This is a genomic window from Pseudomonas sp. C11, from assembly GCF_034683865.1.
Taxonomy (GTDB): Bacteria; Pseudomonadota; Gammaproteobacteria; order Pseudomonadales; family Pseudomonadaceae; genus Aquipseudomonas.
Genome location: NZ_JAWIIP010000003.1, coordinates 213,349 through 225,639, shown reverse-complemented (window position 1 = coordinate 225,639; position 12,291 = coordinate 213,349). Strand labels below are relative to the sequence as shown.

The following is a 12,291-nucleotide window of genomic DNA, read 5'->3' as shown; positions in this document are numbered from 1 at the left end:
CTGTGCGGTACTTCTCATCTCCGCCGATCCTTCGCCATGACCTATGAACTCACGTCCGAGCAGATTCAACAGATCCTGCAGGGCATCAGCGTACCGCCGCAGCCCCAGATCATGGTCGATCTGCAGATGGAGCAGTTCATGCCCGATCCTGATCTGCGGGCCATCGCCAAACTGATCAGCCAGGATCCCGGGCTGTCCGGGGCGTTGCTGAAAATCGTCAATTCGCCGCATTTCGGCCTGGCCAACCGTATCGCGTCGATCCAGCAGGCAGTCAATCTGCTGGGCTGCAACACGGTGATCAACCTGATCAATGCCCAGTCGATCAAGGGTGAGTTGACCGACGAGGCGATCCTGACCCTCAACCGCTTCTGGGACAGCGCCCAGGACGTGGCCATGACCTGTCTGACCCTGGCCAAGCGCATCGGCTACCACTCGCCGGACGAGGCTTACAGCCTCGGGCTGTTCCATAACTGTGGCATCCCGCTGATGCTCAAGCGTTTCCCCAACTACATGCAGGTGCTCGAGGAGGCCTATGCCAATGCGGCCGAACAGTGCCGCGTGGTCGATACGGAAAACCAGCTGCTGAGTACCAACCACGCGGTGGTGGGCTACTTCACGGCACGTTCCTGGCGCTTGCCGGAACACCTCTGTCAGGTGATCGCCAATCACCACAACGCCTTCTCCATCTTCTGCGATGAAGGTCAGCGCGATGCCCAGCTCAAGACCCTGCTCGCCATCCTGAAAATGGCCGAGCACATCTGCGAGACCTACCGAGTGCTCGGCGGTCAGGGCGTGGATCTGGAGTGGCAGGCCATCGAGCAACTGGTGCTGGAGTACGTGGGCCTGTCGGAATACGACTTCGAGAACCTGCACGAGAGCATTCGCGATCTGACGGTCATGTAATCGCCGCAACGCGCCTGGTCGCTTATCGGTCACCGGCAATCCTGATAAGGTTGCGCACCGTCGTTCTACAGTCGTATCAGCATGCCCGAACTACCTGAAGTCGAAACCACCCGACGCGGCATCGCGCCCTATCTGGAGGGGCAGCGTGTCAGCCGCGTGATCGTGCGTGAGCGCCGCTTGCGCTGGCCCATCCCCGAAGACCTGGACATCCGTCTGTCCGGCCAGCGTATTGAGTGCGTGGAGCGCCGCGCCAAGTACCTGCTGATCAAGGCCGAGACGGGCAGCCTGATCAGCCACCTGGGCATGTCCGGCAGCCTGCGCCTGGTCGAATGCGGCCTAGCCGCGGCCAAGCACGAGCATGTGGACATCGAACTGGAGTCCGGCCTGGCGCTGCGCTACACCGACCCGCGCCGTTTTGGCGCGTTGCTGTGGAGCGAAGACCCGCTGCGCCACGAGTTGCTCAGCAAGCTCGGCCCTGAGCCGCTGGGCGGGCCGTTCGACGGTGGGCGACTGTTCCAGCTGTCGCGTGGGCGCAGCATGGCGGTCAAGCCTTTCATCATGGACAACGCGGTGGTGGTCGGGGTTGGCAACATCTACGCCACCGAGGCACTGTTCGCGGCGGGTATCGATCCGCGTCGCGAGGCCGGCTCGATTTCGCGCTCGCGCTACCTGCGCCTGGCCGAGGAGATCAAGCGCATCCTCGCTCATGCCATCGAACGGGGCGGCACCACGCTGCGTGACTTCGTCGGTGGCGATGGCCAGCCCGGCTACTTCCAGCAGGAACTGTTCGCCTATGGCCGCGGCGGCGAGTTCTGCAAGGTCTGCGGCAGTACCCTGCGCGAGGTCAAGCTGGGCCAGCGAGCCAGCGTTTATTGCCCCAAGTGCCAACGTTGAACATCTGCTGATGGGCGAGCGGTAGGGCGGGGCAACCGCCAAAGGCCAATGGCGGGTTGCACCCGCCCTACGGCAAAAAAACAAGAAAACCGAAGGTATTAGATGTCCGCTAACTACTTGCCGCCCAATCCGGCGGCTGAATGGCTGGGGCGCAGCGTGCTGAAGCTCATGGGCTGGCGTATCGAAGGGCAGTTGCCGAAACTCGACAAGTTCGTCGCCATCGGCGCTCACCACACCTCCAACTGGGACTTCGTGATCTTCATCGCGATGAAGTTCGTGCTGCGTCTGAATGCCCGCTGGTTCGGCAAGCACAGCATCTTCCGCTGGCCATTCGGGGGGCTGATGCGGGCCTGGGGCGGCATCGCCATCCGCCGCGATCGTCAGCTCAACACCGTGGAGCAGGCGGTGCAGGCGTTCCGCGAGAATCGGCAGTTCATTCTGGTGCTGTCGCCCGAGGGCACGCGCAAGAAGGTGGAGCGCTGGAAGATGGGCTTCTATCACATCGCTCGCGGCGCGGGCGTACCGATCGTGATGGGGGCGCTGGATTACCAGAATCGTCGCGTGGTGATCGGGCCGACCTTCTACCCGACGGGTGACGAGCAGGCCGACCTGGCCACCATGCTGGCTTTTTTCCGCCCATTCGTCCCGAAAAAGCCTGAATATGCTTTTCACGGCGATTGACGGCGATCACGCTGACAATTGCCAAGGCGCTGTTATAGTTACTGGCACCGTTGCGACTAACCTAAGGATCGATTCATGAAAGCGTTCCGCTCAACCGCTGTTGTCCTGGCGCTGACCTCTGGCCTGCTGGCACTGCCTACCCAGGCTGAAGTGGTGCAGCAGAATGCCAGTGGTGATCCGCTCTACAACGTCGAGGCGCCCAAGGGCTACGCCATGGTCGGTGACCTGGTGATTGCCCGGCCGTTGCTGATCGGCGCCACGGCCATCGGCGCCGCCGCCTTCATCGTCAGCCTGCCGTTCACCGCCCTGGGCGGTAACGTCGGCGAGGCCGCTCAATCGCTGGTGGTCGAGCCGGGGCGTGAAGCCTTCGTACGTTGCCTGGGCTGCACCAGCAGCGGCTACAAGCAAGACTGATCCCGTTCGATCGCTTTTGCGGCCTCTCGCCTTCATCGGGCGAGGGGCCGCTTGCGTTTGAGAGTTGCTGTAGGGCATTCAATGGCCCTCTCTGTACACCGCTGAAAGGATGAAACGGTGGTCATGAAATACCTGCGCGGGGTCATGTTGGCCCTGGTCGTTGCGGGGCTGATCGCCTCGTTCTGGTTCAGCGAAGGATGGCTGCAGCTCTGCGCCGGTCTGGCGGTCTTCCTGTTCGGCATGCAATGCCTCGAAGAAGGCCTGCGGCAGTTGGCTGGCAGCAAGCTCGAGCAGATTCTCGGGCGCAGCACCGCCACCCCATTCAAGAGCCTGCTGTTCGGCGTCGGCGGTACCCTGCTGTTGCAGTCCAGCACGCTGGTGTCCTTGCTGACCATCGCCTTCATCAGTGCCGGCCTGATCCAGCTGGCAGGTGGCATCGCCATCCTGTTCGGCGCCAACCTTGGCGCTACCAGCGGCATCTGGCTGCTGGCCATGGCCGGGCAGAACCTCAGCCTCAGCCCACTGGCCCTGCCGTTGCTGGTGTTCGGCGTACTGGCTGGTTTTTTCGGCCCCAGCAGCAAGGCGGCCGGGCGTATCGTGCTGGGCATCGCCTTCATCTTCCTCGGTATCGACCAGATTAAGGAAGGCTTCGCCAGCTTCGGCGATGGTCTGGACATGACCCAATTGCGCGCCGACGGCATACTCGGCGCGCTGCTGTTCACCGGTATCGGCATGGCCATTACCGTGGTGCTGCAGTCCAGCCATGCGACCCTGATGCTGACGCTGGCGGCGCTGGCCGGCGGGCAGCTGGAGCTTGGCCAGAGCCTGGCCATCGCCATCGGCTCGAACGTCGGCAGCAGCGTCACCACGGCGTTCGTCGGCTCGCTGGGCGGCAACCGCAGCGGTCAACGCCTGGCACTGGCGCATGTGGTCTTCAACCTGGTCACCGGAATAGTGGCGTTCATCCTGCTGGAGCCCATGACCTGGCTGGTGCACGCCCTGGCCGCGCCGCTTGGGCTGGGTGATAACCGTCTGATCCAGCTGGCCATGTTCCACACCCTGTTCAACGCCATGGGGGTGATGCTGTTCTGGCCATTGCAGGGGCGTTTGGCGCTGATGCTGATTCGCTGGCTGCCGGAGCGAGTCGAGCCGCAGGTACTGATCACCGAACTGGCGCCTGCCGTGGCTCGCAAGCCGGAGCGCACCCGGGCCCGCTACCTCAACGAGCGTGCGCTGGATTCGGTCGAATCGGCCTCCGTCGCGGTGGTGCAGGAGCTGGGGCACCTTGGCCGCCTGAGCCTGGAGGTGATCTGCCATGCCCTCTACCTGCCGGTGGATCAGTTGGCGCGTGCGCGGGCGGATGATCGTCTGCTGCGCGACAAACCCGCGCTGGGCGGCTTCGATGCGGAGCACCTGTACCAGTTTCACATCAAGGGTGTTTATGGCGACTTGCTGAGCTTCATGGGGCGCATGGAGCTGCCCATGGATGAGGCGCACCAGCAGTTCTGGGTCAGTTGCCAACTGGCGGCGCTGCAACTGGTGGATGCGGTCAAGGACGCCAAGCACCTGCAGAAGAATCTTGGCCATTACCTCGATGAGCCCGATTCAGCCGCGCGCAGCGCCTATGTCGAATTGCGCCGCCATCTGGTGTCGATGCTCCATGAGCTGCGTGACCTGGCCCGTGCCGACCTGCCGGAAGAGGCCTGGCGCTCGCGCCTGGCCTGGCTCGATGAGCAGGCGGCGGGGTTCGATGCGACATTCCGCCAGCGGTTGTTCGCCGAAGTGCGCAATGGCCGCCTGGATGGCCTGCAGACCAGCTCGCTGATGAATGATGTGGGCTATGTCAGCCGCATCTTCCAGAGCCTGCGCAACGTGCTGATGCTGGGCGATGAACAGGCTCTGTTCCGCGAGTTGCGCCGCTTCGGTGACGACGAGGAGAGCCTGATCAGGCTCTCCTAGCGTTCACCATTACTTGTTCGGTACCACCAGCGACTGCCCGATGCCGCGCGGATCGCTGGCGGCCTGTACTTCGCCGCTGGCCTTGTCCCAGAACAGCACCTGCTGATTGCCGTACTGCCGATCCAGGCGCTTGAGGCTGTAGCCGCGCTTTTGCAGCTCGGCAATCTGCTCAGGGCTGAAGGTATCCGGTTCATGCTCGATCACGTCGGGCAGGAACTGGTGGTGGTAGCGTGCCACGGCGGGCCAGCTTTCGACGGGCTGGCCGTCGAGGTATTGCAGCATCGACAGCAGCACCATGCTCGGAATGCGACTGCCCCCTGGCGTGCCGAAGGCGGCGAACTCGTCGGTGCTTTCGAGAAAGCTCGGGCTCATCGACGACAGTGGGCGTTTGCCGCCGGCGATGACATTGGCCTTGCTGCCTGCCAGGCCGTAGGCGTTGGCACCGTTGACGTCCGCTGCGAAGTCGTCCATCTCGTCGTTGAGCAGTACGCCGGTGCCGGGCACGGTAAAGGCCGCGCCGAACGGCAGGTTGACCGACAGGGTGGCAGCCACTGCGTTGCCTTCGCCGTCGAGCACGGCGAAGTGGGTGGTGTGATCGCCCTCGTGCCAGGTGCCGGCGGGCGGCAGGCTGGAGCTGGGTGTGGCCTGCTGCGGGTCGATGCTGCCGGCGAGAACGGCGAGATGACCAGGGGAAAGCATCTCGTCCAGCGGGTTCTTGATGAAGTCCGGGTCGCCCAGCAGTTCGCGGTCGCGGTAGGCGCGGCGCAAGGCTTCGACCACGTAATGCACGCGTTGCACAGGCTCGGCATCTCGCCAGGGCAGTTGTTCGAGGATACCCAGGCTTTGCGCCAGGGCTACGCCACCGGCCGACGGCGGCGGGGCACTGATCAACTCGTGACCATCTTCCAGGGTGAAGCGCAGAGGCGCACGGCTGACCACGTGATAGCCGCGCAGATCGTCCATCGTCCAGATCCCGCCGGCGCGGCGCACACCGTCGACCAGGCGTTCGGCCTGGGCGCCGTAGTAAAAGCCGGCGCGACCATGGTCAGCCAGCGCCTGCAGGGTGGTGGCCAGTTCCGGCTGGCGCAACAGATAACCCTCGGCGGGGACTTCTCCCTGGTTGAGGAACAGGCGCGCACTTTCCGGATCATCGCGCAGAGCAGCCAAGCGCCAGGTGGCGCGCTCGCGGTAGACGCGATCGATGGCAAAGCCCGCGCGCGCCAGGGCGATGGCCGGGGCCAGGCTGGTTTTCAGGGGCAGGCGGCCATGCTTTTCGGCCAGTTCCACCAACGCCGCCGGCAAGCCCGGAATGGCGGCGGCGAGGGCGCCATTGAGCGACAGCTCGCGTTGCACCTGGCCGTCCTTGACGTAGAGATCGGCCTTGGCCTCCAGCGGTGCTCGTTCGCGGGCATCGAGGAAGTCATAGCGCGGCGTGTCGCCGGCGCTGCGCAGGAGGAAGAAACCGCCGCCGCCAAGCCCGGAACCGTAGGGCTCGACCACGGCGAGCGCAGCGCTGGCGGCCACGGCGGCGTCGGAGGCATTGCCGCCGGCGTCGAGCATCTGCTGAGCGGCTGCCGTGGCGGCGGGGTGGGCGGTGGCGATTGCGGCTTGATGGGGCGTGGCCTGGGCCAGCAGGCTGGCGCCAAGCAGCAGGGTCGATAGCAGGAGTTTGCGCAGCATGCGATCTACCTAGAGGGGCTGAGGAGATCGCAGCTTAACAGTCTTGACCTGGTGTGGGCGTCTGCCTGGCCAGGTGCGGATGCGACTCAGGCCTTGCCGGTGATGATGCGGTATTTCTGCATCAGCTCATCCTTGCTCTCGACGTTGTTCTCGTCGAGCGGGATGCAGTCGACCGGGCAGACCTGCTGGCATTGCGGCTCGTCGTAATGGCCGACGCATTCGGTGCACAGGTTGGGGTCGATGACGTAGATCTCCTCGCCCTGCGAAATGGCGCCGTTCGGGCACTCCGGTTCGCAGACGTCGCAGTTGATGCAGTCGTCGGTGATGATCAGGGACATGGGACAACTCCTGTCGAAGCGTGGGCGTCGACATTGGCAGACAACGATGCGCGAATTGTGCCGGATTGGTGCTGCTTGTGCCATGCGCCCGTGCTGCATCTGTGGGAGGGGCTTTAGCCGCGACAGTCGCCGCTGCAGCGCCTCCCACAAGTGCTCTTCAGCTTTTGCGAAAGCGCTCTTGCAACGCGTCGGCCACGGCGGGATGGACGAATTTGGTGATATCGCCGCCGAGGGCCGCGATCTCGCGTACCAGGGTCGAGGAAATGAAGGAGTACTTTTCCGACGGCGTGAGGAACAGGCTCTCCACATCCGGTGCCAACTGGCGGTTCATGTTGGCCAGCTGGAACTCGTACTCGAAGTCCGACACCGCCCGCAGGCCGCGCAGGAAGACATTGGCGCCCTGTTCCTTGACGAAGTGCGCGAGCAGGGTGGAAAACCCCACCACTTCGACGTTCGGCAGGTGCTTGGTGACCTCGCGGGCCAGCTCGACACGTTGTTCCAGGGGGAACAGCGGGTTCTTCTTGGGGCTGGCGGCGACGGCGATGATGACGTGATCGAACAGGCGTGCAGCGCGTTCGACCAGATCACCGTGGCCCTTGGTGATGGGGTCGAAGGTGCCGGGGTATAACACTCGATTCATCGGGACGTCCTGGCGGGTCGAAAAGGAGTCGGATGGTAGCGCAGCCCATCCCGGCGGCCAAGCCACGGGGATGAGCTGTGTGTTCCGACCAGGGCGCCGACGCCTCTAGCTCGAGCTTTTCAGGCGTTCACCAAGCAGCGTCGCAAGCTTGGCGGTCAGCCCGTAGATCGACAGTTGCGGGTTGGCGCCGATGCTGGTGGGGAAGATCGAACCGTCGTGAATCGACAGATTGGCCAGTTGATGGTGGCGACCGAGGCTATCGACCACCGCCTGCTGCGGGTCTTCGCCCATGGCGCAGCCACCCATGACGTGAGCGCTGCCCAGGCGGGTGCGGTACAGCGCCAGGTCGAGGTTCTCGATCATGTCCTTGGCCTCGCCCCAGGTTTTGACGAAGCGTGCGTCGGCATGGGTCGGCATCACTGCCTTGGCCCCGGCGGCGAACTGAACCTCGGCCATGGTCAGGAAGGCGCGGCGCACGCCATCCCAGGTGTAGTCGGTCATCTGGTAGTCGAGCACCGGGCTACCATCGCCGCGCAGCTCCACCCGGCCTTCGGCGCAGTCCGGATGGAAGCCGTCACGCAGCAGGGCGAGCATCACGTTGGTGTGCGGCAACTGCTCCATGCGCAGGGCGTTCTCGCGGCCGAACTCGCCGAGCAGGGTGGCGGTCAGCGCCGGCTGCAGCGGCGGCACCTCAAGCTTGAAGGACAGCCGGCCAGTGGTGCCGTCATCCCACTGGAAGTGGTCGGAGTAGAGCGATTGCGGCGCGCCGTAGAAGGGGTTGATGACCTGCTCGAACTGCGCCGCAGAGAAGTTCACCAGATGCAGGTAGGTGCGTCGGCCGACGCGTTTGTGCGGGTCGGGCACCGCGGAGCGCAGCAGCAGCCCGGGCGTGTTGATGCCGCCGCCGGCCAGCACGTAATGCCGCGCCTTGACCCGGATGCGCTTGCCGGTAGGGGCCACGCAGCGCGCGTCCATGCCCTGGCAGTCGATGCCGACCACTTTGTCGCCTTCGATCACCAGCTTGTCGGCGCGTACCAGGTAGAGCAGCTCGCCACCCGCATCGAGGGTGGCGGGGATGGTGGTCACCAGCATCGATTGCTTGGCGTTGGTTGGGCAGCCCATACCGCAGTAACCGAGGTTCCAGCAGCCACGCACGTTGCGCGGGATCACTGCCCAGTGATAGCCGAGCTTGTCGCAGCCCGTGCGGATCACCTCGTTGTTGGCGTTCGGAGGCACCATCCAGGGGGCGACGCCCAGGCGTTGCTCCATTTTTTCGAACCAGGGCGCCATGGAAGCGACATCATGGTCCTTCACGCCATGGGCCTCGGCCCAGTGCGCCAGGGTCTGCGGTGGCGTGCGGAAGCTGCTGGTCCAGTTGACCAGGGTGGTGCCGCCGACGGCGCGCCCCTGCAGGATGGTGATGGCGCCATCCTTGCTCATGCGGCCGATGCCTTCCTGATAAAGGGTCGGGTAGGCCTCGGCCTCCTGCATCTTGAAGTCATCGCTGGTCTTCAGCGGGCCTTCCTCGATCAGCAGCACCTTGTAGCCAGCGGCGCTGAGGATTTCCGCGGTGGTGCCGCCACCGGCACCGCTGCCGACGATGGCGACATCCGCTTCCAAGGTCAGGTCGTTTTCCAGGCGCGAACCGTCGTATGTCTTCCAGCCCTTGGCCAGGCCTTGCTTGAACAGATCGGGTACAGGCATTTCAGGCTCTCTTGTCGTTATCAGTGACGCCGGCAATTTCACGTGTAGGAGCGAATGGGTAGGGTGGGCTTCAGCCCACCAATGCTGGTCGCTGTGGGTGGGCTGAAGCGGCTCGCCGCCCGGCCCGGCCTACGGATCAGCCGCTATACGGTAGGCGGGCCGGGATAGCCGCAATGCGCCCAGGCCTCCTGGCGGCTGTACCAGGCCATCATCACCAGTTGCAGCAGCGAGGCATGGCCCATGCGCAGCAGGCTCAGGCTGCTGTTTTGCCAGCGCTTGAGGAACTGCCGCACGTCATCGCCGCTGGCGTTTTCCCAACTGCCCCAGACCCCGGTCAGCGGACCACGGGTGATGGGCAGGGCCAGGACGTCGAACAGCTGCACGGTCAGCTTGAGCATCTCCGGCGACAGGTGCGCCAGGCTGTTGTCGAGGCTCTTCAGCGTGCCGTCGATGGCCTGTGGCATCTGTTCGGCGCTGACGGCGCCGTCGAGCATCACCGGGATCAGCGCACGTAGAAACGGCAGATCGCTGCTGCGCAGAATCAGGTAACCGCCAGCAGGTGTGCTGGCCGAGCAGCCGCTGAGCGTTGCGGTCAGCCCGGCAGTGCCGAGCAGCGCTGTGCCCATCAGACCGACCTTGAGCAGGCTGCGCCGCGAGAGTTGCGGCGCGTCGAGTGTGGTGTCGTTCATTGTTGTTATCACCAGGCGTAGAGCGGGCCAGGCCCGCGTGGATCAGCGTACGAACAACTTGTAGACCAGCTTCTGCAGCGCCTTGCCATACGGCGGATAGATCAGCCGTGCGGCGTTGAAGCGCTGCTTGATGAACACGCCCTTGGCCTTGCTGAAGGTCAGGAAACCTTCGTGACCGTGGTAGTGACCCATGCCCGACGGGCCGACGCCGCCGAACGGCATGTCGTCCTGGGCCACGTGCAGCAGGGTGTCGTTCAGGCACACGCCGCCAGAGTGGGTTTCATGCAGCACACGCTGCTGCTCGCGTTTGTCGTAGCCGAAGTAGTACAGCGCCAGCGGGCGAGGGCGCGCGTTGACGTAGGCGAAGGCATCTTCGATACGGTCGTAGGGCACCACCGGCAGCAGCGGGCCGAAGATCTCGTCCTGCATCAGTTTCATGTCGTCGTTGACTTCCAGCACCAGGCTTTGCGGCAGGCGCCGGCCCTGGGCTTCGGGGTAGATCGGTACGACACGCGCGCCCTTGGCCTGGGCGTCCTGCAGGTAGCCGTTGAGGCGCGCCAACTGGCGCTCGTTGATGATCGCGGTGTAGTCCGGGTTGTCCTTGAGCGCCGGGTAGAAGCGCTGCACCACCTCGCGGTAGGCGCTGACGAAGCCGTCGACGCGATCGCGCGGCACCAGCACATAGTCCGGCGCCACGCAGGTCTGCCCGGCATTGAGGGTCTTGCCGAAGGCGATGCGCTCGGCGGCGTCGGCTAACGGCACGTCGGCGGAAACGATGGCCGGCGACTTGCCGCCCAGTTCCAGGGTCACCGGAGTGAGGTTCTCGGCGGCGGCGCGCATCACATGCTTGCCGATGCTGGTGGCGCCGGTGAACAGCAGGTGGTCGAACGGCAGCTTGGAGAAGGCCATGCCGACTTCCGCCTCGCCCAGGGCGACGCTGACCAGATCCTCGGGGAAGATGCGCGCCAGCAGATCCTTGACGAGTTGCGAGGTGACCGGCGTGGACTCGCTCATCTTGATCATCACCCGGTTGCCGGCGGCCAGGGCACCGGTCAGCGGGCCGATGGCGAGAAACAGCGGGTAGTTCCACGGCACGATGATGCCGACCACGCCCAGCGGCTGGTAGATGACCTTGGCCGAGGCCGGCATGAACTGCAGGCCGACGCTGCGCCGCGAGGGTTTCATCCACTTCTTGATGCGCTTGGTCGCGTAATGAATGCCATGCAGGCTGGGCATCAGTTCGGCGAGCAGGGTTTCGTCGGCCGAGCGGTTGCTGAAGTCGGTGGAGATCGACGCCACCAGGGCGTCCTGCTGCTGGGTCAGCAGCTCGCTCAGGGACTTCAACCACTGGATACGTTGTTCAGCCGACGGCATCGGATTGGCGGCAAAGGCAGAGCGTTGCTGGGCGAAGGTGGCGTCCAGCTGGCTGATCTGCTGTTGGCTGTGCTGCAGGTAGGCGATGTCGGCGACCATTGGGTTTCTCCTCGACGTTCCAGCGGGCTGCATGGGAATGACTGTGCTGGATTTTTAGAGCAATTACTCTAATGTGTCAAATAGGATGCCGCGTCGCCGTCTTCGCTGCACCCTAACCAAAGGCCTGGCAGCGCCTGCGCAGTGCATCTGGGGGTAACACTTCGGCTGTTTCGCCTGTACCTTTGCCACTTTTGAAGCCGAGATCGAGCAGCGCCATGGCACCACCCAAGACCCGCGACCGCATCGTTGCCGAGAGCCTGGCCCTGTTCAACAGCCAGGGCGAGCGCAACGTCACCACCAATCACATTGCCGCGCATTTGGGCATGTCGCCGGGCAACCTGTACTACCACTTCCGTAACAAGCAGGCGATCATCGCCGAGCTTTTCGCCCAGTACGAAGCGCAGGTCGACAGCTTTCTGCGCCCGCCCGAAGGACGTGCACTGACAGTGGCGGACAAGACCTTCTATCTGGAGGCGCTGCTGGCGGCGATGTGGCATTACCGCTTCCTGCATCGCGATCTGGAGCACCTGCTCGACTCCGACGCCGAACTGGCCGAGCGTTACCGCGCCTTCGCCCGGCGCTGCCTGGTGGGTGCGCAGTCGGTTTATCAGGGCTTCGTCGAGGCCGGCATCCTGCTGATGACCCCGGCGCAGATCGAGGCGCTGACGCTCAACGCCTGGATCATCATGACCTCTTGGGTGCGCTTTCTCTGCACGGCTGGCGCCAGCCCGGACAACCTCAGCCAGGACATGCTGCGCCGTGGTATCTACCAGGTGCTGGCGCTGGAGGGCGGCTATGTCGCGCCATCCGCCCGTGAGGCGGTCGAGGCGCTGTATGGCCGGCTGCACGTGCCGCTGGAGCAGGTGCTGGGGTGATTGCCTCACGCGCTCGGCCTCTGTAGGAGGGGCCTTAGCCG

The 12,291-nt window shown here is 64.4% G+C and carries 12 protein-coding genes; 6 read left to right on the top strand and 6 right to left on the bottom strand.

What is annotated here, in order from left to right:
• Window positions 1-36 precede the first annotated feature (36 nt).
• From VC352_RS07115 to VC352_RS07095, 5 genes are all read left to right on the top strand, one after another.
• The gene (locus tag VC352_RS07115) at window positions 37-903 is read left to right on the top strand and encodes an HDOD domain-containing protein (protein ID WP_322978884.1); all 867 of its coding nucleotides are present in this window, start codon (window positions 37-39) and stop codon (window positions 901-903) included.
• A gap of 81 nt (window positions 904-984) precedes the next feature.
• Complete coding sequence (gene mutM / locus VC352_RS07110; protein WP_322978883.1) at window positions 985-1,797, top strand: bifunctional DNA-formamidopyrimidine glycosylase/DNA-(apurinic or apyrimidinic site) lyase; 813 nt, start codon at window positions 985-987, stop codon at window positions 1,795-1,797.
• Between the two features lie 102 nt (window positions 1,798-1,899).
• Entirely contained in the window at window positions 1,900-2,478 is a 579-nt protein-coding gene (locus VC352_RS07105; RefSeq protein WP_322978882.1) for a lysophospholipid acyltransferase family protein, read from the top strand.
• 75 nt (window positions 2,479-2,553) lie between these two features.
• Window positions 2,554-2,892 (top strand): multidrug transporter, encoded by a 339-nt coding sequence (locus VC352_RS07100; RefSeq protein WP_322978881.1) that lies wholly within the window; start codon window positions 2,554-2,556, stop codon window positions 2,890-2,892.
• 123 nt (window positions 2,893-3,015) lie between these two features.
• Window positions 3,016-4,851, top strand: a complete 1,836-nt coding sequence (locus VC352_RS07095; RefSeq protein ID WP_322978880.1) for a Na/Pi symporter — start codon at window positions 3,016-3,018, stop codon at window positions 4,849-4,851.
• 9 nt (window positions 4,852-4,860) lie between these two features.
• On the opposite strand, the gene ggt is transcribed toward VC352_RS07095, so the two are convergent.
• From ggt to VC352_RS07065, 6 genes are all read right to left on the bottom strand, one after another.
• The gene (gene ggt / locus VC352_RS07090) at window positions 4,861-6,531 is read right to left on the bottom strand and encodes a gamma-glutamyltransferase (protein ID WP_322978879.1); all 1,671 of its coding nucleotides are present in this window, start codon (window positions 6,529-6,531) and stop codon (window positions 4,861-4,863) included.
• 86 nt (window positions 6,532-6,617) lie between these two features.
• Window positions 6,618-6,869 (bottom strand): YfhL family 4Fe-4S dicluster ferredoxin, encoded by a 252-nt coding sequence (locus tag VC352_RS07085; RefSeq protein WP_004373873.1) that lies wholly within the window; start codon window positions 6,867-6,869, stop codon window positions 6,618-6,620.
• 157 nt (window positions 6,870-7,026) lie between these two features.
• Complete coding sequence (gene coaD / locus VC352_RS07080) at window positions 7,027-7,509, bottom strand: pantetheine-phosphate adenylyltransferase (protein ID WP_322978878.1); 483 nt, start codon at window positions 7,507-7,509, stop codon at window positions 7,027-7,029.
• Window positions 7,510-7,614: 105 nt separating this feature from the next.
• Window positions 7,615-9,213, bottom strand: coding sequence for a GMC family oxidoreductase (locus VC352_RS07075; RefSeq protein WP_322978877.1), 1,599 nt, complete (start codon window positions 9,211-9,213; stop codon window positions 7,615-7,617).
• A gap of 143 nt (window positions 9,214-9,356) precedes the next feature.
• Window positions 9,357-9,902 (bottom strand): twin-arginine translocation pathway signal protein, encoded by a 546-nt coding sequence (locus tag VC352_RS07070; protein WP_322978876.1) that lies wholly within the window; start codon window positions 9,900-9,902, stop codon window positions 9,357-9,359.
• Window positions 9,903-9,944: 42 nt separating this feature from the next.
• Complete coding sequence (locus VC352_RS07065; RefSeq protein ID WP_322978875.1) at window positions 9,945-11,375, bottom strand: coniferyl aldehyde dehydrogenase; 1,431 nt, start codon at window positions 11,373-11,375, stop codon at window positions 9,945-9,947.
• A 215-nt stretch (window positions 11,376-11,590) separates the two neighbouring features.
• On the opposite strand from VC352_RS07065, the gene VC352_RS07060 reads away from it, so the two are divergent.
• A complete protein-coding gene (locus VC352_RS07060; RefSeq protein ID WP_322978874.1) occupies window positions 11,591-12,250 on the top strand; it encodes a TetR/AcrR family transcriptional regulator in 660 nt (219 codons plus the stop codon).
• Window positions 12,251-12,291 lie beyond the last annotated feature (41 nt).

Bases quoted from the DNA above. Each gene is read 5' to 3' on its own strand.
- VC352_RS07100 (WP_322978881.1), top strand. From the start codon at position 2,554: ATGAAAGCGTTCCGCTCAACCGCTGTTGTCCTGGCGCTGACCTCTGGC.
- VC352_RS07115 (WP_322978884.1), top strand. From the start codon at position 37: ATGACCTATGAACTCACGTCCGAGCAGATTCAACAGATCCTGCAGGGC.
- VC352_RS07105 (WP_322978882.1), top strand. From the start codon at position 1,900: ATGTCCGCTAACTACTTGCCGCCCAATCCGGCGGCTGAATGGCTGGGG.
- VC352_RS07095 (WP_322978880.1), top strand. From the start codon at position 3,016: ATGAAATACCTGCGCGGGGTCATGTTGGCCCTGGTCGTTGCGGGGCTG.
- VC352_RS07085 (WP_004373873.1), bottom strand. From the start codon at position 6,869: ATGTCCCTGATCATCACCGACGACTGCATCAACTGCGACGTCTGCGAA.
- coaD (WP_322978878.1), bottom strand. From the start codon at position 7,509: ATGAATCGAGTGTTATACCCCGGCACCTTCGACCCCATCACCAAGGGC.
- ggt (WP_322978879.1), bottom strand. From the start codon at position 6,531: ATGCTGCGCAAACTCCTGCTATCGACCCTGCTGCTTGGCGCCAGCCTG.
- VC352_RS07060 (WP_322978874.1), top strand. From the start codon at position 11,591: ATGGCACCACCCAAGACCCGCGACCGCATCGTTGCCGAGAGCCTGGCC.
- VC352_RS07075 (WP_322978877.1), bottom strand. From the start codon at position 9,213: ATGCCTGTACCCGATCTGTTCAAGCAAGGCCTGGCCAAGGGCTGGAAG.
- VC352_RS07070 (WP_322978876.1), bottom strand. From the start codon at position 9,902: ATGAACGACACCACACTCGACGCGCCGCAACTCTCGCGGCGCAGCCTG.
- mutM (WP_322978883.1), top strand. From the start codon at position 985: ATGCCCGAACTACCTGAAGTCGAAACCACCCGACGCGGCATCGCGCCC.
- VC352_RS07065 (WP_322978875.1), bottom strand. From the start codon at position 11,375: ATGGTCGCCGACATCGCCTACCTGCAGCACAGCCAACAGCAGATCAGC.